At 75.2% G+C, this 24,538-nt stretch carries 4 protein-coding genes; all 4 read right to left on the reverse strand.

Annotated elements, in window-relative coordinates:
* Window positions 1–3: 3 nt before the first annotated feature.
* From FH608_RS33335 to FH608_RS53935, 4 genes are read right to left on the reverse strand one after another with little or no spacing between them, the layout of a single operon-like run.
* Window positions 4–5,232, reverse strand: coding sequence for a type I polyketide synthase (locus FH608_RS33335; RefSeq protein WP_139634339.1), 5,229 nt, complete (start codon window positions 5,230–5,232; stop codon window positions 4–6).
* Between the two features lie 29 nt (window positions 5,233–5,261).
* On the reverse strand, window positions 5,262–10,517 hold the full coding sequence (locus FH608_RS33340; RefSeq protein ID WP_139634340.1) for a type I polyketide synthase: 5,256 nt from the start codon (window positions 10,515–10,517) through the stop codon (window positions 5,262–5,264).
* A 16-nt stretch (window positions 10,518–10,533) separates the two neighbouring features.
* Complete coding sequence (locus FH608_RS33345) at window positions 10,534–15,831, reverse strand: type I polyketide synthase (RefSeq protein ID WP_139634341.1); 5,298 nt, start codon at window positions 15,829–15,831, stop codon at window positions 10,534–10,536.
* A complete protein-coding gene (locus tag FH608_RS53935) occupies window positions 15,821–24,454 on the reverse strand; it encodes a type I polyketide synthase (RefSeq protein ID WP_139634342.1) in 8,634 nt (2,877 codons plus the stop codon). The genes FH608_RS33345 and FH608_RS53935 overlap by 11 nt, the downstream gene beginning before the upstream one ends.
* Between the last annotated feature and the right edge of the window lie 84 nt (window positions 24,455–24,538).

Here is a 24,538-nt window from a genome sequence, read left to right on the forward strand (position 1 = left end):
TCCTCATTTCCGGTTGCTGGAACGGGCCCGGCGTCGCCGCTGCCCCCGCGCCGAACTGGTGGTGAGCGCCTCCCGCGGGTCCGCGCCGCCGTCGATCGCCGCCGCGAACTCGGCGACGGTCGGGTGCTCGAACAGCAGCGCCGGCGGTACGGGGCGGCCCAGCTGCTTCTCCAGGGCGAGCACCATGGCCATGCCGAGCAGGGAGTTGCCGCCGAGATCGAAGAACGGGTCGTGCACGCCGACCCGGTCGATGCCGAGGTAGGCGCCCCACAGCTCGGCGATTCCGGCCTCCGCTTCCGTGCGCGGCGCCACGTAGTCCGTACGCAGCAGTGGGCGCGGGAACCGCTGGCCCTGCGGCACGGCGGCCCCTACCAGATCGTCCAGGTCGAGCATGCTCGTCCAGGCGCGCAGGACCTCGCGCAGCGGCTGCCTGACGGCCAGGACGCCGCCGTGCCCGCCGGCGACGATCCGGTCGAGGAGCGCGCACCCGGCGTCGTCGGCGAAGCCGTAGCGGGCGCGGTAGTCGGCCACCCGGCCGGCCAGCCCGCCGCCGCTCGACTTGAGGTTCTCGGCCTGCCAGACGTCGTGCCGCCACGGGCCCCAGGCGACCGACACGACGCGGGTGGTGGGCGCGGTGGCGGCCAGCGCCTGGCCGTAGGCGTCGAGCACGGTGTTGGCGGCGCAGTAGTCGGCCTCGCCCACGCCGCCGTACGCGGTGACGGCCGAGGAGTAGAGCACCAGCACCTCGGGGCGCTCCTCGGGCGGGGTGCCGGCGCCGACCAGCTCGGCGAGCGGCCCCATGGCGAGCACCTTGGGCGCCAGCACCCGGGCGGCCTCGTCTGGGGTACGGCGGCGCAGCATCCCTCCGGCGGGCAGGCCGGCGGCGTGGATCACGCCGTGCAGGCCGCCGAAGTGCTCCCGCGCGCGGCGCAGAGCGGCTCGGAGCTGGTCCGGCACGCCGGTGTCGGCGGTGAGCAGCAGCACCTCGGCCCCGGCCGCCTCCAGCTCGGCGACGTCCCGGAGCATGCCCGCCACCCGCGCCTCATCCGCCCCGGCGCCGTCGCCCGGCAGCGGCCCCTCCTCCCCTGAACCGGCAGCGTCGCGTGACAGGAGCCCGGCCCCGTCCTGCTCCTGGCCTTCGTCGTGCGGGGCGCCGGTGGGGGCGTGCCCGGTGGCGGAGGAAGCGTGCTCGGCGCCGGTGGGGGCGTGCCCGGTGGCGGTGGGGGCGTGCCCGGTGGCGGTGGGGGCGTGCTCGGTGGCGGTGCGGGGCAGCGGGGTGCGGGCGACGAGGGCGAGGCGGCGCACGCCTGCCCGCGTCAGGTGTTTGGCGAGGGCCATGCCGAGGCCGCGGGTGCCGCCGGTGATCAGGTACGCGCCGTCCGGGCGCCAGACGCCGGCGGCCTCGGGCGGGGCGGGGACCTCTGTCCAGCCGCGTACCCAGCGACGGCCCCTGCGCCATCCGGCCACCGGGTCGGGCGCCTCGGGGGTGGTGTCCTCCTCGGGCCGGGACAGCAGCTCGTGCGCCAGTTGCGCGGCCGTCGTCGTGGCCGGATGGCCCGCCTCGGCGTCCAGGTCCACGCCGCTCCAGGCCAGCTCGGCGTACTCGTGCCGGGCGGCGCGGCCGAGCCCGTGCGCCAGCGACTGGTGGGGGGCGGGCACGTCGCCGCCGATGATCTCGGTCGCGCCCCGGCTCACGGTCAGCAGCCGCCCGGGCCGCTCGCCCAGCGCCTGCACGGCCAGCATGAGGCTGTGGAAGCCGTTCGAGAGCGCCTCTTGCAGCTCGCCGTCGTCGGGCATCCCGGGCGAGGACGCCAGGCTCCAGAGGTGGGCCACGTGCACTGTACCGGGCGGCAGCTGCGCGAACGCCTCGGCGTAGTGCTCGGGCACGGCCGGGTCGATGGTCAGGCGGCGGCCCTCACGGCGCGCCTCCGACCCGGGCGCGGCCACGACCTCCACCACGGGGGTCCCGGACGCGTCCGCAAGGTCGGCGAGCGCCGATCCCACTCCCTCGGGATCGGCGAGGACGACGAGCGGGCCGGGCAGGGCCAGGGCGGTGGGGAGCGCACCTGATACGGGGTCGCGCCGCCACCCGGGAACGAAGGTGAAGTCGCCCGGCTCGCCGGCATCCCCCGCCTCGGGCCTGCCCGCATCCGCCACATCGGTCTGCCCGCCGTGCGCGACCCCGGCCTGCCCGCCGTGCGCCGCCCCGGTCAGTTCCCCGTGTGCGGCCCCGGTCAGCTCGCCGTTCTCGGGCCAGAAGCGGGTGCGCTGGAACGGGTACGTGGGGAGGCTCAGCACGCGGCCACCGGCCGGGCGGGTGCGCTCCCATGACACCCCGACGCCCAGCTCCCAGAGCGCGGCGCACGAGGCCAGCAGTTCGGCGTGGGCGTCTCGCGGCTGCCCGGCCGTCCAGTACGGCGGCAGCGTCCCGAGGACGGCGGCGGACCCGCCGGCGAGGTTCTGGCGTACCAGCCCGCCCAGGGTCTGCCCCGGCCCCAGCTCCACGAACGCCGTCACGTCCTGGCCCAGGCAGTGGCGCACGCCGTCGGCGAAGCGCACCGTGCTGACGAGCTGGTCCGCCCAGTACGAGGTGCTGGTGGCCTGCTCGGCGGTGAGCGGCTCGCCGGTGAGGTTGGACACGATCGTCACGGCGGGCGCCTGCCGCCGTACCGTCTCCAGCACCGCGACCAGCTTCTCGCGGGCGGGCTCCAGCAGCGCGGAGTGGAAGGCGTGCGCGGACCGCAGCGGGCGGCAGGCCAGCCCCTCCCCCATCAGCACGGCGGTGGCCGCCTCGATCTCCGCAGGGGGGCCGCTGAGCACGGTCATCGCGGGGCCGTTGCGCGCGGCCACGTCCACCTCGACCCCCGACGCGGAGAGCGCGGCGCGTACGCGGTCATCGGGCGCGGCGACCGCGACCATGCGTCCGGCGGGGACGGCGGTGATGAGGTGCGCCCGTTCGATGACGACGTGCAGGGCGTCCTCCAGCGTGAACACGCCGGCCAGGCAGGCGGCGACGTACTCGCCCAGGCTGTAGCCGATGAGCAGGTCCGGGGTGATGCCCCGGTGGCGGAGGAGGCGGGCCAGCGCGTACTCGACCGTGAAGAGGAACGGGTGTGCGGTGGCGGCGTGGTCGAGGGGGTCGTCGGCGGGGGCGGGCGCGTCGCCGCCGCGACCCAGCAGGGCGGCGAGGCTGTCGGGACGGCCCTGGACGGATCCAGCGGCGGATCCGGCGGCGGGTCCGGCAGCGGTGAAGAAGGGGCGCAGGTCGAGGCCCGAGTGCCGGCGCACGAGGTCCACGCACTGGTCGACGGCTTCGGCGTAGACGGGCTCGCGGGTGTACAGCTCGCTGCCCAGACCGGCGTACTGGTCGCCCACTCCGGGGAGCAGGAAGGCGATGCGGGGGCGGCCCTTGACGCGGTGCCCGCCGCCGTTCCCGGCGATGTCGCGCAGCCGGCGTACGGCCTCGCCGAGGTCCGCGCACACCAGCGCGCGGCGGTGGTCCAGCTCGGCGCGGCCGGTCTGGAGGGTGTGGGTGAGGTCGTCCAGCGACGTGCCGGGCCGCTCGTCCAGCCAGTCGGCCAGCCGGGTCGCCTGCTCCCGCAGCGCGGCGTCGCTGGCCGCCGACACTGGCACCACCTGTCCGCGAACGGCCGCGGTGTGGTCGGCGGAGCCTCCCGGAACGGCCTCCTTCTTGGGGGCTTCCGCCGCGACGGTCACGGTCTCGATGGGGGCGGTCTCGATGGGGGCGGTCTCGATGGGGGCGGTCTCGATGGAGGCGGTCTCGATGGAGGCGGCGAGTTCGGGCGTGGTGGTGAGGAGGTCCCCCGTGGGCGGGAGCGGGTGGGGGGTGGGGGCCGCTTCGAGGATGACGTGGGCGTTGGTGCCGGACAGGCCGAACGAGCTGACCCCCGCCAGCCTCGGCCCCTCCCGCGACGGCAGCGGAAGCTCGGCGGTGACCGGTTGCACGGTCCCGTCCTCCGGGATGGCGGCGGCCGGGGTGGACAGGTTGAGGCTGGGCGGGATGAGGCCGTTCTCGAGGATGAGGATGGTCTTGATGACGCCGGCCACTCCGGCGGCCGCCTGGGTGTGGCCGATGTTGGTCTTGACGGCTCCCACCCGGAGCGGACGCTCCGCCGGACGCCCGCCGAAGACGTCGTGCAGCGCCGACAGCTCGATGGCGTCCCCCAGGTGGGTGCCGGAGCCGTGCGCCTCGACGTAGTCGATCTCGTCGGGCGCCACGCGGGCCGCCGCCAGGGCGCGGGTGATGACGTCCGTCTGGGCGCGCCGGCTGGGCGCGGTGAGGCCGTTGCTGCGCCCGTCCTGGTTGACGGCGGAGCCCCGGAGCACGGCCCTGATGCGGCGGCCGTTGGCCAGCGCCCGGGACAGCGGCTCCAGCACGAGCATGCCGCCGCCCTCCCCCATGACATAGCCGTCGGCCCGCTCGTCGAAGGTCTTGCACCGCCCGTCGGAGCACATCATCAGCCCGGCGCACGCCTGCAGGTAGACGGTGGGGTGCAGGGTGAGGGACGCCCCGCCCGCGAGGGCCAGGTCGCATTCGCCCCTGCGCAGGCTCTCCGCGGCCAGGTGGATCGCGATCAGCGACGAGGAGCAGGCGGTGTCCACCGTGACCGTGGGGCCGGTCAGGTCGAGCTGGTACGCGATCCGCCCCGCCGCGATGCTGGGCACCGCCCCCTGGCCGAGGTAGGGGTCGGAGGCGGCCTCGTCGCCCTGCCGTTCGATCTGCAGCCTGCCGTACTGGAGGGTGTCCATGAACCCGACCATCACGCCGGTGCGGCTGCCGGCCACGCGGGACGGCGACAGGCCGGCGTTCTCCAGGCCCTCCCAGGCCAGCTCCAGCAGCAGCCGCTGGTGCGGGTCCATGCGCAGCGCCTCGCGGGGCGAGAGGCCGAAGAACTCGGCGTCCCAGCCGGTGACGTCGTCCAGGAAGGCGCCGTACCTGGTGTACATGCCGCCGGGTACGCCCGGTTCCGGGTTGTAGTAGGCGTCGATGTCCCAGCGGGCGGGCGGCACCTCGCGTACGGCGCTGTCGCCCCGCCGCAGCAGGTCCCAGAAGTCCTCGACCGTTCCGCCCCCGGGGTAGCGGCACGCCATGCCGACGACGGCGATGGGCTCGTGGCTGCGCTCCTCCAGCTCGGTGAGGCGCTTGCGGGCCTGGGCCAGTTCAACGGTTACGCGCTTGAGGTAGACGCGGAGCTTTTCCTCGGTCCCCATCGGAAGAGCCTTTCCGGTCGCGGTCGTGGTCACAGTTCGTTGTCGATGAGGGCGAAGATCTCCTCGTCGGAGGCTGAGTCGATCTTGTCCATCACGCCGTCGGCGGTGGCCGGGGCCGAGCCGAGTCTGGTGAGCGCGCTCTGCAGGATGGGTACGAGCCGGTCGCGGATGGCGGCCGCCTCTCCGTTGGCCTGTTCGAGCACCTGGTCGATGCGGGTCAGGGCGGAGCGGAGCGTGTCCTCGGGCGCGGCCTCGGGCGGGGCGAGGGCGCCGAACAGGTGGTTGGCGAGCGAGGCGACGGTGGGGTGGTCGAAGACGAGGGTGGCGGGCAGCCGCAGGCCGGTGTCGGTGTTGAGCCGGTTGCGCAGCTCGACGGCGGTCAGCGAGTCGAAGCCGAGCTCGTTGAAGGGGCGGTCCACGTCGATGTCGCCGGTGCTGCCGTGGGCGAGCACGGCGGCCACGTGGGCCTGGACGGTGTCGGTGAGCAGGCGTAAGGCGTCGGGTCTCGTGAGGGCGGACATGCGGTCGCCGAGGGTGGCGGGGGCCTGGCTCGCGGGGCCGGCCGCCGGGCGCGGCACGCGGACGAGGCCGCGCAGGGCGGGCGGCAGGTCGCCGTTCTCGGCCCTGGTACGCAGGCCGGCGCCGTTCCAGCGGGCGGCCACCATGACGGGCTCGGCAGCGGCCAGGGCGGCGTCGAACAGCTCCAGCCCCTGCTCGGCACTCAGGGGCGCGATGCCACCTCGTGCGAGTCTGGCGAGGTCGGCCCGCCCGAGGCCGCCGGTCATGCCGGACTCGGTGTCCCACAGCCCCCAGGCCACGGAGACGGCGGGAAGCCCGTGTTCGTGGCGGTGCACGGCCAGCGCGTCCAGGAAGGCGTTGGCCGCCGCGTAGTTGCCCTGCCCGGCATTGCCCAGCACGCCCGCCAGCGAGGAGAACAGCACGAACGCCGACAGCGGCCGGTCCCGGGTGAGCTCGTGCAGATGCCAGGCCGCATCCGCCTTCGGCCCCAGCACTCCAGCGATCCGGTCCGGAGTCAGGTCCTCCACCAACGCGTCATCCAGCACCCCGGCCGCATGCACCACCCCGGACAGCTCCGGCACCGAAGCGAGCACGGACGCCAGCTCACCACGATCCGAGACATCGCAGGCCCGCACCGCGACCCGCGCCCCCAGCTCCTCCAGCCCTGCCACCAACTCCCCGACACCGGGCGCCGAGGGGCCACGCCGCGACACCAGCAGCAGGTCACGCACGCCATGCCGCTCCACCAGCCGCCGCGCCACCAACGCACCCAGACCGCCCGTCCCGCCCGTCACCAGCACCGTCCCCGGCAACTCCACCACCGGAGAATTCGCCTTGCGGCGCGCCAGCCGGGGCACCAGAAGCCGGCCCTCACACACCCGGACCTGCGACTCCCCCACCGCCGTGATCCGCCCCCAGTCAGCGAACCCCTCCTCCGCCTCGGCCAGCACGAACCGGCCAGGCTGCTCCGACTGTGCCGACCGCACCAACCCCCACACCGCCGCCCCCGCCAGATCCCCCGGACGGGTCACGAACAGCAGGGGTGCGTCGTCCGGCTGAGAGGCGACGGCGGCCAGGACGCGGGCGGTCAGCTCGCGGGTGGCGGCGGTCACGTCGGACCGCTCCGTCACGCAGGTGATCACGACGGGATCCGGGCCCGCGACCGCCGGCGACGTGACCTCCACCCAGTCCACGCCGTACGGGGTCAGCGCTGCGGGGCGGGCGGCGGCGGCCCTGGTGCGCAGGGCTTCGATCGAGAGCACCGGGGCGCCGGTGCCGTCGGCCGCCTCCACGACGGCGTCCTGTCCCGTGACGACCCGTACGCGGAGGGCCGGGGCCTGCGCGGCGTGCAGCCGCACCCCGCCGAAGGCGAACGGCAGCCGCAGCTCCTCGTCGTCACGGGACAGCACGAGGGGGTGGAAGGCGGCGTCGAGCAGGGCAGGGTGGATGCCGTAGCCCGTCACGTCGACCCCGTCTGGCGCGACGACCTCGGCGTACAGTTCCCCGCCGGTACGCCACAGGGCCCGCAGCCCCTGGAAGGCGGGGCCGTACTCGTAGCCCTGCTCGGCCAGCCGCTCGTACCCGTCGGCGACGTCCACCGGGATCGCGCCGGGCGGCGGCCAGGCGGTGGCCCAGTCGTAGGGGGCGGCGGGGGCGGGGTCTTCCGCGAGTACGCCGGTGGCGTGCCGCTGCCAGCCGTCGGAGTCGGAGGGGCGGGAGTAGACGGCGACGGAGCGGCGCCGTCCCGCGTCCGGAGGGCCGAGGGTGACCTGGAGGGTGACCGTACCGGCAGCGGACAGGGGCAGCGGGGCCTCGATGACCAGCTCGTCGAGGCGGTCGCAGCCCGCGTGGGCGGCGGCCTCGAGCGCGAGCTCGGCGAAGGCGGCCCCCGGCAGGAGGGCAGCGCCCTCCACGGCGTGGTCCAGCAGCCAGGGCACGGTCTTGGGCGAGAGCCGGCCGGTGAGGACGAAGCTGTCGTCGGCCACGGACACGACCGTGCTGAGCATGGGGTGGCGCGAGCCGTCGAGGCCGGCGCCGGTCGGGCGGCGGGCGTCCACGCCGTCGCCGAGCCAGTAGCGTTCGCGCTGGAAGGCGTACGTGGGAGGCAGGACCGCCGGACGCGGCCCCTCCCCCAGCACCCGCGACCACACCACAGGGGCACCCGACACCCACGCCTGCCCCAGCGACGCCATCATCCTGCGCGGACCACCCTCACCGCGCCGCAACGAGCCGCACACCCCCGCCGACGGGCAGATCTCCTCCACATCCCCCACCAGCACCGGATGCGGGCTCACCTCCACCACCAGCGCCCGGCCCGACACCCCACCCACCGCGGCCCGGACCGCCCGCTCGAACACCACCGGCCGGCACAGGTTCTCCACCCAGTACCGTCCCGACAGTTCCCCGCCGGGCACGACCTCACCCGCCACGGACGAGCAGAACGCCACCGATCCCTCGGCGGGCCGGACCGACGCCAGCTCCTCCTCCAACCCGTCCGCCAGCTTCCGCATGTGCGGCGTGTGCGAGGCGTAATCCACCTTGATCCGCCGCACCCGCACGCCCTCCGCCAGCTCGTCCAGAGCCGCGACATCCCCCGCCACCACGCAGCTGGACGGACCCGACTCGACCGCCACCCACAACCGTTCCGGCCACCGGGACTCCAGCAGCTCCCGCGCCTGATCGGCCGGCATGCCCACGGACGCCATCCCGCCCGACCCGGCCAGTGCTGTCAGGCTCCGGCTGCGCACCACCACGATCCGCGCCGCGTCCTCCAGCGACAGGACACCCGCCACGCACGCCGCCGCGATCTCGCCCTGGGACTGGCCCACGACCACGTCAGGGGTCACGCCGGCCGCGGCCCACACCTCCGCCAGGCCGACCATCACCGCCCACAGCACCGGCTGCACCACCTCGGAGCCCTCCAGCTCCGGAGCGCCCCCGGCCTGCCGCAACACGTCCGAGGCCGTCCACCCGGTCAACGGCCCCAACACCCGATCACAGCGCTCCACCGCCGCACGGAAGACCTCCGAGCCGTCCAGCAGTTCCACGGCCATACCGGGCCACTGCGACCCCTGACCCGGGAACAGCAGCACCACCCCGCCCGCAGCGGCCACCCCCGACACCACCGACGGATGCGCCTCACCCGCCGCCACCGCGTCGAGCCCGGCCAGCAACTCCTCGCGCTCCGCGGCCACCACCACCGCGCGGTGGGCCATCGCGGACCGCCCCGCCAGCGCGCGTCCCGCCGCGGCCAGGTCCTCGTCCGCGAGCCGCGCGGCGTACTCACGCAACCGGCCCGCCTGCGCCCGCAACGCCCCCGCGCTCTTGCCGGACACCACCCACACCAGGACGTCCGAGCCCCCCGGGCTCAAGGGCTCCTCGCCGGCTTCGGGCGCGCTCTCCACGATCACGTGAGCGTTCGTCCCGCTCACCCCGAAACTCGACACCCCCGCCCTGACGGGACCGGACCACTCGACCGCCTCCGTCAGCAGCCGCACGCCCCCCGACGACCAGTCCACATGCGGGGACGGCTCGGTCACGTGCAACGTCCGGGGCAGCACCCCGTGCCGCATCGCCATCACCATCTTGATCACGCCCGCCACCCCGGCGGCCGCCTGCGCGTGGCCGATGTTCGACTTCACCGACCCCAGCCACAACGGCCGATCAGCCGGACGCCCGCGACCATAGGTCGCCAGCAGCGCCTCCGCCTCGATCGGATCGCCCAGCCGGGTGCCGGTACCGTGCGCCTCCACGACGTCCACGTCCCGCGTGTCCAGCAGCGCGTCGGCGAGGGCCTGCTGGATGACCCGTTCCTGCGCGGGTCCGCTGGGCGCGGTCATGCCGTTGCTGGCGCCGTCCTGGTTGACCGCCGTCCCCCGGATCACCGCCAGGATCCGCCGCCCGTTGCGCCGGGCCTCCGACAGCCGCTCCAGCACCAGCACCCCGACGCCCTCGGCCCACGCCGCCCCGTCGGCGGAGGCCGAGAACGACTTGCACCGCCCGTCCGGGGAGAGCGCCCGCTGGCGCGAGAACTCCACGAACGGCACCGGCGACGACATGACCGTGACGCCCCCGGCCAGCGCCAGCGTGCACTCGCCGCGCCGCAGCGACTGGACCGCCAGGTGCATCGCCACCAGCGACGACGAGCAGGCCGTGTCGACGGTGAGCGAGGGGCCTTCCAGGCCGAACGTGTACGAGACGCGGCCGGACAGGACGCTGGGGGCGCTGGAGGTGAACAGGGTGCCTTCGACGGATTCGGGTGCCCCGTCGAGGAAGCGCGTGGAGTAGTAGTCGTACATGTTGCCGGCGTAGACGCCCGTACGGGTGCCGCGGAGCGTGACCGGGTCGATCTCGGCCCGCTCCAGGGCGTCCCAGCACGTCTCCAGGAAGAGCCGGTGCTGCGGGTCGGTGGCCAGCGCGTTGCGCGGGCTGACCCCGAAGAACGCCGCGTCGAAGTCCGCCGCGTCGTACAGGAACCCCCCGTGCCTCGTGTACGTCGTGCCCACGGCCTCGGGGTCCGGGTCGTACAGGCTGTCCAGGTTCCAGCCCCGGTCGGCGGGGAACTCCCCGATGGCGTCCCGCTCCGAGACGACCAGGTCCCACAACTCCTCAGGTCCGAAGACGCCGCCCGGGTAGCGGCACGCCATGCCGACGATCGCCACGGGCTCGTGCCGGCGACCGGCGTCCTCCGCCAGCCGCCGGCGGGTCTCCGCCAGCTCGACGGTGGCGCGCTTGAGGTAGTCGCGAAGCCTGTCCTCGGTCGTCATCGGTCGGCCTTCCACTTCACAGTTCGTTGTCGATGAGATCGAAGATCTCTTCGTCGGAGGCTGAGTCGATCTTGTCCATCACGGTGTCGGGGGTGCCCTGGGGCTCGCGGAACATGGCCAGGCCGCTCTGCAGCACGGCGACGAGCTTGCCCCGGATGGCCTCGCCGTCGTCCTTGGCGCTGGTGAGCATGGATCCCACGCGTTCGAGTGCGCCGCGCAGCGTCTCCTCGGGGGAGGGCGTGTCGGGGGCCAGCGTGCTGAACAGGTACTCGGCCAGGGAGCTGACGGTGGGGTGGTCGAAGACGAGGGTGGCGGGCAGCCGCAGGCCGGTGTCGGTGTTGAGCCGGTTGCGCAGCTCGACGGCGGTCAGGGAGTCGAAGCCGAGCTGGGTGAAGGCCCGGTCGACGCTGATCTTCTCGGCGCTGCCGTGGGCGAGGACGACGGCGACGTGGCCGCGTACCCGTTCGGTGAGCAGGCGCAGCCCCTCTTCCCTGGTGAGCTCGGCGAGCCGGGAGATGAGCGAGTCCTGGCCGCCGGCGGTCTGGGTCGCGGCCCGCCTGGTCGCGCGCACGAGGCCGCGCAGGAGGGGCGGCAGGTCGCCGTTCTCGGCCCTGGTACGCAGGCCCGCGCCGTCCCAGCGGACCGCGACGACGGCGGGCTCGGCGCCGGTCAGGGCGGCGTCGAACAGTTCCAGGCCCTGCTCGACGCTCAGTGGCGCCACGCCGGCCCGCGCCAGCCTGGCGACGTCCGCCGGGCTCAGCTCGCCGGTCATGCCGGAGTCGGTGTCCCACAGTCCCCAGGCGACGGAGACGGCAGGCAGCCCGTGCTCGTGCCGGTGCACGGCCAGCGCGTCCAGGAAGGCATTGGCCGCCGCGTAATTACCCTGCCCGGCATTGCCCAGCACGCCCGCCAGCGAGGAGAACAGCACGAAAGCCGACAGCGGCCGGTCCCGGGTGAGCTCGTGCAGATGCCAGGCCGCATCCGCCTTCGGCCCCAGCACTCCGGCGATCCGGTCCGGAGTCAGATCCTCCACCAACGCGTCGTCCAGCACCCCGGCCGCGTGCACCACCCCGGACAGGTCCGGGGTCGCGGTGAGCACCCTGGCCAGGGCGGCGCGGTCGGAGACGTCGCAGGCCGTCACGGTGACCCGCGCGCCCAGCTCCTCCAGCCCGGCCACCAACTCCCCGACACCGGGCGCCGAGGGGCCACGCCGCGACACCAGCAGCAGGTCACGCACGCCATGCCGCTCCACCAGCCGCCGCGCCACCAACGCACCCAGACCGCCCGTCCCGCCCGTCACCAGCACCGTCCCCGGCAACTCCACCACCGGAGAGCCCGCCTTGCGACGCGCCAGCCGGGGCACCAGAAGCCGGCCCTCACACACCCGGACCTGCGGCTCGCCCACCGCCGTGATCCGCCCCCAGTCAGCGAACCCCTCCTCCGCCTCGGCCAGCACGAACCGGCCAGGCTGCTCCGACTGTGCCGACCGCACCAGGCCCCACACCGCCGCACCCGCCAGATCCCCCGGCCGGGTCACGAACATGAGCCGGGAGTCGGCCAGGTGCGGGTCCTGGACGGCGTCCAGCACCCGCGCGGTGAGCCGCCGCACGGCGGCGGGCACGTCCTCCTGCCCGCCCGCGCACGGGATCACGACCGCGTCAGCGTCGCCGGGCTCGGCGGCCGCCTCCACCCAGTCCAGCCCGTACCAGGCCGGGCCGGCGGAGCGGCCGAGCGCGCCGGCCGGCATCGGGCGGGTCCTGATCGAGGCCAGCGAGAACGCCAGCCTCCCTGAGGCGTCGGCGGCCTCCACCGCGCATCCGTCGTCGCCGTCCCTGACCAGCCGCACCCGGAGGGTCCTGGCCTCGGCGGCGAGCAGCCGCACCCCGCGCAGCTGGAACGGCAGGCGCAGGCCCCCGGCCTCGTCGGCGACCAGCAGCGGGTGGAACATGGCGTCGAGCAGGGCCGGGTGGATGCCGTACCCGGTCACGTCCACGTCGTCGGGCAGCGACACGTCGGCGAACAGCTCCTCGCCCCGCCGCCACACGGCACGCAGCCCCTGGAAGGCGGGGCCGTACTCGTAGCCCTGCTCGGCCAGCCGCTCGTAGCCGCCCGCGACGTCCACGGGCGCGGCGTCGGCGGGCGGCCAGGCGGCGGCCCAGCCGGGCCGGGCGTCGCCCTCCCGGTCCGGCGCGACGGCGCCGGACAGGTGGCGGGTCCATCCGGCGGCGGGGTCGTCGTCGGGGCGGGAGTGGACCCGGACCGGCCGCGAGCCGGAGCCGTCCGGCGGGTCGACGACGACCTGGACGCTCACTCCGCCGCGCGCCGGCAGCACCAGCGGCGCCTCGAACGTCAGCTCCTCCACCAGGCCGTGCCCGGCCCGCGTGCCCGCCTCCAGGACCAGGTCGGCCAGCGCGGCGCCGGGCAGCACGACGGCCCCGGCGACGGCATGGTCGGCCAGCCAGGGGGCGTCGGCGACCGACAGGCGGCCGGTGAGCACGATCGGGCCGTCGTCGGCGAGCTCGACCGCCGCGCCGAGCAGCGGGTGACCGACCTCCTGCAGGCCGCTGGCGGACAGGTCGGCGCCCCTGGCGGGCGCGCCGAGCCAGTAGCGCTCTCGCTCGTACGCGTACGGCGGCAGGTCGAGGCGGTGGCCGTGGCGCGACAGCGCGGCCCGGTCCACGGTCGCGCCGGCGGTCCAGGCCCCGGCGAGGCAGGCGGCCAGCGCGTCCGGCTCGTCGCGGTCCTTGCGGTGCAGGGACAAAATCGTGGTGTCCTCGCCGGTGACGCAGTCGTGGGCCATGCCGGAGAGCACGGCCTGGGGCCCCACCTCCAGGAGGACGCCGGCGCCGCTCTCCTCCAGCTCGGTGACCGCCGCGTGGAACCTGACGGGCTGCCTGATCTGGTCCAGCCAGTAGTCGGGGGTGCTCCAGGAGCCGGGGAGGCCGGAGACGTACGGCAGGCGGCGCTGCCCGAACGTCACGCTCTTCAGCTCGTCGGCGAACGCGGCCAGCATCGGCTCCATGAGCGGCGAGTGGAAGGCGCGGCTGACCGCCAGCCTGCGGGTGCGCCGGCCGAGCCGCTTCCAGTGCTCGGCCACGGCCAGGCAGGGCTCCTCGGCCCCGGACAGGACCACGCTCGCGGGGCCGTTCACGGCGGCGATCCCGACCTGGTCCTCCAGCCCGGCGAGGGTGGGGCCGACCTCGTCGGCGGTGGCGGCCACGGCCACCATCGCGCCCGGCTCGCACAGCTCCCGCATGAGGCGGCCCCGGGCGGCGATCAGGCGGGCCGCGTCGTCCAGCGACCAGATGCCGGCCACGTGCGCGGCGGCGAACTCGCCCACCGAGTGGCCGGTCAGCACCGACGGCGTCAGGCCCAGCGACTCCAGCAGCCGGCAGGCGGCCACCTCGAAGGCGAACAGCGCGGGCTGGGTGTAGGCGGTGTCGTCCAGCGCCTCCGACCCGGGCGTGCCGGGCTCGGCCCACATGATGTCGCGCAGCGGCCGGTCGAGGTGCCGGTCGAGCGCCGCGCACACCTCGTCCAGGGCGGCGGCGAACACCGGCGAGGCGGCGGCGAGCCCGCGTCCCATGCCGGGCCGCTGGCCGCCCTGCCCGGTGAACAGGAAGGCCACGCGGGGCGACTCGCCCGCGACGCCCTCGACCACGTCCGCGCCGGGCTCGCCCCGCACGTACCGGGCGAGGCCCTCGGTGAGGGCGGCGCGGTCGCGGCCGAGCACGACCGCGCGGTGCGGGAGGGCGGGGCGGCCGGCCAGCGAGTACGCCACGTCGGCCGGGTCGTGCTCCTCGCCCGCGGTGACGTACTCGTGCAGCCGCCCGGCCTGGGCCGCCAGCGAGCGGGGGCCGCGGGCGCTGATCGTCCAGGCCAGCGGTCCCGTGAAGGCTGGGGCGACCGGCGGCTCGGGGTCGGGGACGTACTCCTCGACGATCGCGTGCGCGTTGGTGCCGCTGATGCCGAAGGACGAGACGCCGGCCCGGCGCGGGTGCTCCCCGCGCGGCCACTCGGCCTGCTCGGTCAGCAGTCGCACGTCACCCGCCGACCAGTCCACGTGCGAGGTGGGCTCGGTGACGTGCAGGGTCTTCGGCAGTACGGCGTGCCGCATCGCCATCACCATCTTGATCACGCCGGCCACCCCGGCGGCGGCCTGTGTGTGGCCGATGTTCGACTTGACCGACCCCAGCCAGAGCGGCCGGCCGGCCGGGCGCCTGCGGCCGTAGGTGGCCAGCAGCGCCTGCGCCTCGATCGGGTCGCCGAGCCGGGTGCCGGTGCCGTGCGCCTCCACGACGTCGATGTCCCGGGTGTCCAGCAGCGCGTCGGCGAGGGCCTGGCGGATGACCCGTTCCTGCGCGGGTCCGCTGGGCGCGGTCATGCCGTTGCTGGCGCCGTCCTGGTTGACCGCGGTGCCCCGGATGACCGCGAAGATCCGCCGCCCGTTGCGCCGGGCCTCCGACAGCCGCTCCAGCACCAGCACCCCGACGCCCTCGGCCCACGCCGCCCCGTCGGCCGTGGCCGAGAACGACTTGCACCGCCCGTCCGGGGAGAGCGCCCGCTGGCGGGAGAACTCGATGAACGCGTCCGGCGAGGCGAGCACGGTGACGCCGCCCGCCAGCGCCAGCGTGCACTCGCCGCGCCGCAGCGCCTGGACCGCCAGGTGCATCGCCACCAGCGACGACGAGCAGGCCGTGTCGACGGTGAGCGAGGGGCCTTCCAGGCCGAACGTGTACGAGACGCGGCCGGAGAGCACGCTCGGCGTGCTGGACGACAGCAGCGTCCCCTCCATGCCGGGGGGCACCGCGCCGTGCATGAACCGCGAGGAGTAGTCGTTGAACATGTTGCCCGCGTAGACGCCGACGTCGCCGCCGCGCAGCGTCACGGGGTCGATCGCGGCCCGCTCCAGGGCGTCCCAGCTCGTCTCCAGGAACAGCCGGTGCTGCGGGTCGGTGGCCAGGGCGCTGCGCGGGCTCATCCCGAAGAACGCCGCGTCGAAGTCGCCCGCGTCGTACAGGAAGCCCCCGTGCCTGGTCGTCGACGTGCCCACCGACTCGGGGTCCGGGTCGTACATGCCGTCCACGTCCCAGCCCCGGTCGGCGGGGAACTCGCCGATGGCGTCCCGCCCGGACGCCACCAGCTCCCACAGCTCCTCGGGGCTGCCGACGCCGCCCGGGTAGCGGCACGCCATGCCGACGATCGCCACCGGCTCGTGCCGGCGGTCCTCGTCCTCTGCCAGCCGCTGGCGAGCCTCCGTCAGCTCGACGGCGACCCGCTTCAGGTATTCACGCAGCCTGTCCTCATTCGCCATGGCCGGGCCCTTCCAGCGAGGTCCTCAAGGTCGATGTCATGGCTCGGTTGTCGATCAAGGCGAAGATCTCCTCGTCAGAGGCGGAAACAATCTCCTCCGCGGCTCCGTTGGAGCCGTTCCGCGCGGCGGCCGAGGTGGCCGGCGCGGTGGCGCCGATCCTGGCCAGCGCGCTCTGCAGGATGGCGACCAGCTGGCGGCGTACGGTGTCGGCCTGGCCGTTGGCGGCCAGCAGCGTGGCCTCGGCCTGGTCCACCGCCGCGCGCAGGGCGTCCTCGGGCGAGGGGCCCTCCGAGGCCAGCGAGGTGAACAGGTAGCCGGCCAGGGAGCTGACGGTGGGGTGGTCGAAGACGAGCGTGGCGGGCAGCCGCAGGCCGGTGTCGGTGTTGAGCCGGTTGCGCAGCTCGACGGCGGTCAGGGAGTCGAAGCCGAGCTCGTTGAAGGCGCGGTCCACATCCACCTGGTCGGGGCTGGGGTGCGCGAGCACGGCGGCCACGTGGCCGCGTACGAGGTGGGTGAGGTGGGCCCGCGCGTCCGGCTCGGGCATCACCGCCAGCCGCTCGGCCAGCTCCGGCCCCGCGGCGGGTCCCGTGGCCGGTCCCGCGCCCGTGGCCGTGGCCGGGCTCGCCGCGGCCCGGCGGGGCGCGCGGACGAGGCCGCGGAGCACGGGCGGCAGGTCGCCGTTCCCGGCCCTGGTACGCAGGCCCGCGCCGTCCCAGCGGGCGGCCACGACGGCGGGCTCATCGCCGGTCAGAGCGGCGTCGAACAGCTCCAGCCCCTGCTCGGCGCTGAGCGCGGCGATGCCGGCCCGTGCGAGTCTCGCGATGTCGGCCTGGCTGAGGCCGCCGGTCATGCCGGACTCGGTGTCCCACAGCCCCCAGGCGACGGAGACGGCGGGAAGCCCGTGTTCGTGCCGGTGCACGGCCAGCGCGTCCAGGAAGGCATTGGCGGCGGCGTAGTTGCCCTGCCCGGCGTTGCCCAGCACGCCCGCCAGCGAGGAGAACAGCACGAACGCCGACAGCGGCCGGTCCCGGGTGAGCTCGTGCAGGTGCCAGGCGGCGTCCGCCTTGGGTCCGAGCACTCCGGCGATCCGGTCCGGGGTCAGGTCCTCCACCAGCGCGTCGTCCAGCACCCCGGCCGCGTGCACCACCCCGGACAGATCCGGGGTCGCGGTGAGCACCCTGGCCAGGGCGGCGCGGTCGGAGACGTCGCAGGCCGTCACGGTGACCCGCGCGCCCAGCTCCTCCAGCCCGGCCACCAGTTCCTCGACGCCGGGCGCCGAGGGGCCGCGCCGCGACAGCAGCAGCAGGTCGCGCACGCCGTGCCGTTCCACCAGCCGCCGCGCCACCAGCGCGCCGAGGCCGCCGGTCCCGCCCGTCACCAGCACCGTCCCCGGCAGCTCCACCGCCTGGGAGGCGGTCTCGCGGCGCGCGAGCCTGGGCGTCAGGAGAGCGTCCGGCGTGGCCGCGAGCTGGGTCTCGCCCGCCGCGACCGCGGCCGCCACCCGCCCCCAGTCCGAGAAGCCCTCCGCCACCTCGGCCAGCACGAACCGTCCCGGGTGCTCCGATTGCGCCGACCGCACCAGCCCCCGGAGCGCCGCGCCCGCCAGATCTCCCGGCCGGGTCACGAACGCCAGCCGCGAGCTCGCGAACCGCTCGTCGCCGAGCCAGCCCTGCACGAGGTCGAGCGCCTGGTGGAGACCCTCGTGCGCCGAGTACGGCAGGTCGTCGGGGTCCGCCTGGCAGGGCGCCAGCACCAGGCCGGGGACCTCGCCGGCGCTCATGTCGGCCAGGGAGAACAGGTCGTAGTAGCGCGGCGCGTGGACACCCGCCGCCGCCAGCTCCGCCTCGATCTCGTCGGCGAGCACGTCGGCCCCGACCACGGCCCACCGCTGCTCGACCGGGTCCTTCGTGGCGGTCTCGATCCATTCGACGGTGTACGGCGTGGCTGCGGTGGCGGCGCGGGCCGCGTCCCTCGGCGTCCTGCGCAGGGCCAGGCTCTCGACACCGGCGATCCGCTCCCCCGCCCCGTCGAAGACGGCCAGCGAGATCCGGTCGTCGCCGTGGTCGCTGACGCGCACCCGGAGCGTGTCGGCGCCCAGCGCGGCCACCTGCACCCCGCTCCAGGCGAACGGCAGGAGCAGGGTGCCCTGGTCGTCGTGCGTCTCGGACACCACCAGGTGGAGCACGGCGTCCAGGAGCGCGGGGTGCAGGGTGAAGCGTCCGGCGTCCGCGCGTACGGGCTCGGGCAGGGCCACCTCGGCGTAGGCGTGGCCGTCGGCGCGCCAGGCGGCCCGCAGGCCCTGGAAGGCGGGGCCGTACTCGTAGCCGCGCTCGGCCAGCCGGTCGTACACGTCGTCCAGGCCGATCGCGACCCCCTCGGGAGGCCAGGACGTCAGCCGCTCGGGCGGGGCGTCCGGCGCGGTGCCGAGCAGGCCGTTCGCGTGCCTGGTCCAGGGGTCGTCGTCGGCCCGCCGGGCGTGCACGCCCACGGTGCGGCGGCCCTGCTCGTCCGGCCCGCCCACCGTCACCTGCACCTGTACGGCGCCCGGCGCGGGCAGGACGAGCGGCGCCTCCAGCGTCAGGTCCTCGATCCGGTCGCACCCGGCCGCGGCGGCGGCCTCCAGCGCGAGCTCGGCGAAGGCCGTGCCGGGCAGCAGCACGACTCCGTCCACGGCGTGGTCGGCCAGCCAGGGGGCCGTGGCCAGGGACAGGCGGCCGGTCAGCAGGAACCCGTCGTCCGCGGCCAGCGGCACGGCCTGGTCGAGCAGCGGGTGCCTGGACGGGGCGGCTCCGCCGGTGCCGGCGTCGAGCCAGTAGCGTTCGCGCTGGAAGGCGTACGTGGGAGGCAGGACCGCCGGACGCGGGCCGTCCCCCAGCACCCGCGACCACACGACGGGGGCACCGGACACCCACGCCTGCCCCAGGGACGCCATCATCCTGTGCGGGCCACCCTCACCGCGCCGCAGCGAGCCGTAGACCCCCGCCGACGGGCAGATCTCCTCCACGTCTCCCACCAGCACCGGATGCGGACTGGCCTCTACTACCACCGCCCGGCCCGGTACCTCCGCCACAGCCGCTCGGACCGCCCGCTCGAACACCACCGGCCGGCACAGGTTCTCCACCCAGTACCGTCCCGACAGCTCCTCAGCGGGGACGAGGTGGCCCGCCACCGAGGAGCAGAACGCGACCGTTCCTTCTGCGGGCCGGACCGAGGCCAGTTCCTTCTCCAGGTCTTCGGCGATCTTCCGCATGTGCGGTGTGTGGGAGGCGTAATCCACCTTGATCCGCCGCACCCGTACGGCTTCCGCGAGCTCGTCCAGGGCGTCTCCGTCTCCGGCGACCACGCAGCTGGACGGACCCGACTCGACCGCCACCCACAACCGTTCCGGCCACCGGGACTCCAGCAGCTCCCGCGCCTGATCGGCCGGCATGCCCACGGACGCCATCCCGCCCGACCCGGCCAGTGCTGTCAGGCTCCGGCTGCGCACCACCACGATCCGCGCCGCGTCCTCCAGCGACAGGACACCCGCCACGCACGCCGCCGCGATCTCCCCCTGCGACTGGCCCACCACCACCTGCGGCACCACACCGGCCGCGGCCCACACCTCCGCAAGCCCCACCATCACCGCCCACAGCACCGGCTGCACCACCTCGGAGCCCTCCAGCTCCGGAGCGCCCCCGGCCTGCCGCAACACGTCCGAGGCCGTCCACCCGGTCAGCGGCCCCAGCACCCGATCACAGCGCTCCACCGCCACACGGAAGACCTCCGAGCCGTCCAGCAGTTCCACGGCCATACCGGGCCACTGCGACCCCTGACCCGGGAACAGCAGCACCACCCCGCCAGGAGCGGCCACCCCCGACGCCACCGACGGATGCGACTCACCCGCCGCCACCGCGTCGAGCCCGGCCAGCAACTCCTCACGGTCCGCGGCCACCACCACCGCCCGATGCGCCATCGCGGACCGCCCCGCCAGCACCCTGCCCGCCCCCGCCAGCTCCCCGTCCACGAGCCGCGCGGCGTACTCACGCAACCGGCCCGCCTGCGCCCGCAACGCCCCCGCACTCTTGCCGGACACCGCCCACACCAGGACGTCCGAGCCCTCCGGACTTTCCTCCCGGTCTGGCCGATCCGGCGCACTTTCCACGATCACGTGAGCGTTCGTCCCGCTCACCCCGAAACTCGACACTCCGGCCCTGACGGAACCGGGCCACTCGACCTCTTCCGTCAGCAGCCGTACCTCACCCGTCGACCAGTCGACGTGCGGGGAGGGCTCGGTGACGTGCAGGGTCCTCGGCAGGAGGGCGTGCCGCATCGCCATGATCATCTTGATGACACCGGCCACCCCGGCGGCCGCCTGCGCGTGCCCGATGTTCGACTTCACCGACCCCAGCCACAACGGCCGATCAGCCGGACGCCCCCGACCATAGGTCGCCAGCAGCGCCTCCGCCTCGATCGGATCGCCCAGCCGCGTCCCCGTCCCGTGCGCCTCCACCGCGTCCACGTCGCCGGCCGCGAGCCCGGCGTCGGCGAGGGCGCGCTGGATGACCTCCTGCTGCGCCTGGCCGCTGGGAGCGGTGAGCCCGTTGCTGGCGCCGTCCTGGTTGACCGCGCCGCCCCTGATCACGGCCAGCACGGGGTGGCCGAGGCGGCGGGCGTCGGAGAGGCGTTCGAGCAGGAGCACGCCCGCGCCCTCGGCCCAGCCCGTCCCGTCGGCCGAGGCGGAGAACGCCTTGCACCGGCCGTCGGCGGCCAGCCCGCCCTGCCTGCTGAACTCCACGAACATGCCGGGGCTCGACATCACGGTGACGCCGCCCGCCAGCGCCATGGAGCACTCGCCGCGCCGCAGCGCCTGCGTCGCCAGCACGATCGAGACCAGCGAGGACGAGCAGGCCGTGTCCGTGGTGATGGCCGGTCCGCGCAGGCCCAGGGTGTAGGCGATGCGGCCGGAGACGACGCTGAGCGCGGTGCCGGTGAGCAGGTGCCCGTCGGCGACGCCCGTGGGCTGGTGCAGTCGTGGTCCGTAGTCGGGGGCCATGGCCCCGACGAAGACGCCGGTGGCCGAGCCGCGCAGGCCGGCGGGGTCGATCCCGGCCCGCTCCAGGGCCTCCCAGCAGATCTCCAGCAGCAGCCGCTGCTGCGGGTCCATGGCCGCCGCCTCGCGCGGGCTGATGCCGAAGAACGCGGCGTCGAACAGGTCCGCGTCGTGGACGAACCCGCCGTGCCTGGTGTCGCTGGTGCCCGTACGGTCGGAGCCGGTGGCGAGCAGCGTGTCGAGGTCCCAGCCGCGGTTGGCGGGGAACTCGCCGATCGCGTCCACGCCGTCCGCGACCAGCCGCCACAGGTCCTCCGGCGAGGCGACGCCACCGGGGTACCGGCATCCCATGCCGACCACCACGATCGGGTCGCTCTCCGTCGCGCCAGCCAACACGATGCGATCGTCCGAGGTGCCCGCCGTCGCGGCACCAGCAGGCACGGTTCGATCGCCCGATACCCCGCCCGAGGTGCCCGCCGTCGCGGCACCGGCCGACGCGATTTGATCGTCCGATACCCCGCCCGAAGGGCCCACCGGCGTGGTGGTCAGCAGGGCGTGGAGGTGGCCGGCGAGCCGGTCGGGGGTCGGGTGATCGAACAGCAGCCCGGTCGGCAGCCGCAGGCCGGTGGCCGCGCGCAGGCGGTCGCGCAACTCGACGGCGCCCCCCGATTCCAGGCCCAGGTCCTTGAACGTCCTGCCGGGCTCCACGTCGGCCGCGTCCTCGTAGCCGAGCAGCCGCGCGGTGGTGGACGACACCAGCTCGCGGAGGTCCTCCTTCGGCCAGGCGCGTGCCGCCACGGGCTCCTCGGCCCGCCCACCAAGCCCATCGGCCTGCCCGGCGGGTGCCTCGGGCCGCGCGGCGGGCCTCTCGGACGCCCCGCCGCCCGCGGGGGTCCGGCCTGCCGTCACCTTCGGGGCGTGGCGGCGGCGCTGGAACGGGTAGGTGGGCAGGTCGACGAGCCGGGCGGTGCCGTCCCCGGCACAGAGGCCGGGCCAGTCCACGGGCGCGCCCCACGCGTACGCCTGCGCGAACGACCGCACCACCCGCTCGTGCCCGCCGTCGCCGCGGCGCAGCGTGCCGACCGCGGCCACCTCATGGCCGGCCGCCTCGGCGGTCTCCTCCACGGCGGTCACCAGCACCGGATGCGGGCTGCACTCGACGAACAGCTCGCAGCGCCCGTCGAGCGCCGCCCGTACGGCCTGCGCGAAGCGCACGGGCTGCCGCAGGCTGCGGTACCAGTAGTCGGCGTCGAGCCCGGCGGTGTCCATCGGCTCGCCGGTGAGGGTGGAGACGAACGTCGTCGCGCTGCTCACCGGCCTGATCGGGGCGAGCTCCGCCAGCACCTCGTCGCGTACGCCCTCCACCTCGGGCGAGTGGGAGGCGTAGTCGACAGGGAGGATCTTGGTGGGGTGGTCGCCCAGCCGGGCAGCCAGCTCCGACAGCGCCTCGCGCGGGCCGGAGACCACGACGGAGCGCGGCCCGTTGAAGGCCGCTACGGTGACGGGCTCGGACAGTCCGGCGATGGCCCGCTCCACCAGGTCGAACGGGGCGGCGACGGACATCATGCCGCCGTGTCCCGCGATGCCCGCGATGGCGCGGCTGCGCAGGGCGACGACCCTGGCCGCGTCCGACAGGGACAGGGCGCCGACGACGGTGGCGGCGGCGATCTCGCCCTGGGAGTGGCCGACGACGACGTCGGGTTCGACGCCGTGGGCGCGCCACACCTCGGCGAGACCGACCATGACCGCCCAGAGCGCGGGCTGCACGACGTCCACGCGGTCCAGGCCGGGGGCGCCGGGCCGCTCGTGGAGCACGTCCATGAGGGAGAATCCGGTGAAGGGCGCCAGCGCGTCCGCGCACTCGGCCAGCCTGGCGGCGAAGACCCGCGAGGCGACCATGCGGTCCCCGAGCAGCGGTGAGACGGCCAGCAGGTCGCGGGCCATGCCGGGCCACTGCGAGCCCTGCCCGGGGAAGACGAACGCCCGCCCGCCGCCGGTGGCGGTCCCGGTCACCAGCGCGTCGTGCGGCCGCCCGGCGGACAGGGCGCCGAGCGCGGCCAGCCGCGTGGCGCGGTCCCGGGCGAGGACCACCGCGCGCCGCTCGAACGTGTCCCGGCTGCGCACCAGGCTCAGCGCCACGGCGCCCGGGTCGTTCCCGTGATCGGCCTCGGCCAGCGGCATGAGCCGCTCCGCCTGCTCCCGGAGCGCCCCCTCCGACCGCGCCGACAGCACCCACGGCGCCTCGTGAAGAGAAACGCCCACGGATGGGGACTGCGCAACAGACGCGGAGGAGTCCGACGGCTCGGGGGGTGCGGCGAGGATGAGGTGGCAGTTGGTGCCGCCCATGCCGAACGAGCTGACCCCCGCCACCGCCGCCCCGCCGTCGTCACCGCCGGGCCAGGGCCGGGCGGAGCTGACGACCTGGAGGCGCAGCTCCTCCAGCGGGATCTCCGGCGGCGCCGACGCGAAGTGCAGGCTGGGCGGCAGCTCCCGGTGCTTGAGCGACAGCACCACCTTGAGCAGCCCGGCGACGCCCGCCGCCCCCTCCAGGTGGCCGATGTTGGTCTTGACGGAGCCCACCAGCAGCGGGTCGGCGGCGGGGCGGGCGGCGCCGTACGCGGCCCCGAGCGCCGCGGCCTCCACCGGGTCGCCGACCTTGGTGCCGGTCCCGTGCAGCTCGACGTAGCGCACCTGCTCCGGCCGCACCCCGGCGCGCTCGCAGGCGAGCGTGATGACCTCCTGCTGGGCGCGCGAGCTGGGCACGGTCAGGCCGTCGCCGCCGCCGTCGTTGTTGACCGCCCCGCCGAGGATCACGGCGTGCACGGCGTCGCCGTCCGCCAGCGCGTCCTGCAGCCGCTTGAGCACCAGGAGCGCCCCGCCCTCGCCGCGCACGTAGCCGTTGGCCCGGCTGTCGAAGACGTGGCAGCGGCCGTCGGGCGACAGCGCGCCGAAGTTGCCGATCGCGGTGGTGGTGTCGGGCAGCAGGTTCAGGTTCACGCCGCCGGCCAGGGCCAGCTCGCTCTCGCCGCGCCGCAGGCTCTCGGCGGCCATCCAGACGGCCACGAGCGACGACGACTGGCCGGTGTCGAGGGTGAGGCTGGGGCCGCGCAGGCCGAGGACGTACGAGACGCGGTTCGCCATCATCGCGCGGTTGGCGCCGGTGTAGGCGTGCCGGCCGAGCTCTCCGACGCCGAGCCGGTCCTGGAGAGCGGCGTAGTCGTTGGAGATGGCGCCCAGGAAGACGCCTGCGGCGCTGCCGCGCAGCGCGGACGGCACGGCGCGGGCGTTCTCCAGCGCCTCCCAGGCGAGTTCGAGCGCCAGGCGCTGGTGCGGATCCATCACGGCGGCCTCGTTGGGCGAGATGCCGAAGAAGGCCGCGTCGAAACCCTCCACATCCTGGAGGAAGCCGCCCCGCCGGTACGCGGACCCGCCGCGCCCCTCGGGGGCCTCCGTCACCGCGTCCACGCCTTCGCGCAGCAGCCGCCAGAACCGCCCAGGATCGGCGGCCTCCGGGAGCCGGCAGGCCATGCCGACGACGGCGACGGCCACCCGCTCGTCATTCACGGCCCGCTGCGCCGACTCACCAGCCATCAATGCGCCACCTCAAGCCTCGGGGATCGTCAATACGACGCCGACGGTTCTTCCGGACGGCCGTGCGGAATTACTCGACAGCCG

Source organism: Nonomuraea phyllanthi (assembly GCF_006334985.2).
Classification (GTDB): Bacteria; Actinomycetota; Actinomycetes; order Streptosporangiales; family Streptosporangiaceae; genus Nonomuraea; species Nonomuraea phyllanthi.

What these genes read in the sequence shown, in the direction of transcription:
- FH608_RS33335 (WP_139634339.1), bottom strand. Translation starts at nt 5,232, where the DNA reads ATGGGGACCGAGGAAAAGCTCCGCGTCTACCTCAAGCGCGTAACCGTT.
- FH608_RS33340 (WP_139634340.1), bottom strand. Translation starts at nt 10,517, where the DNA reads ATGACGACCGAGGACAGGCTTCGCGACTACCTCAAGCGCGCCACCGTC.
- FH608_RS33345 (WP_139634341.1), bottom strand. Translation starts at nt 15,831, where the DNA reads ATGGCGAATGAGGACAGGCTGCGTGAATACCTGAAGCGGGTCGCCGTC.
- FH608_RS53935 (WP_139634342.1), bottom strand. Translation starts at nt 24,454, where the DNA reads ATGGCTGGTGAGTCGGCGCAGCGGGCCGTGAATGACGAGCGGGTGGCC.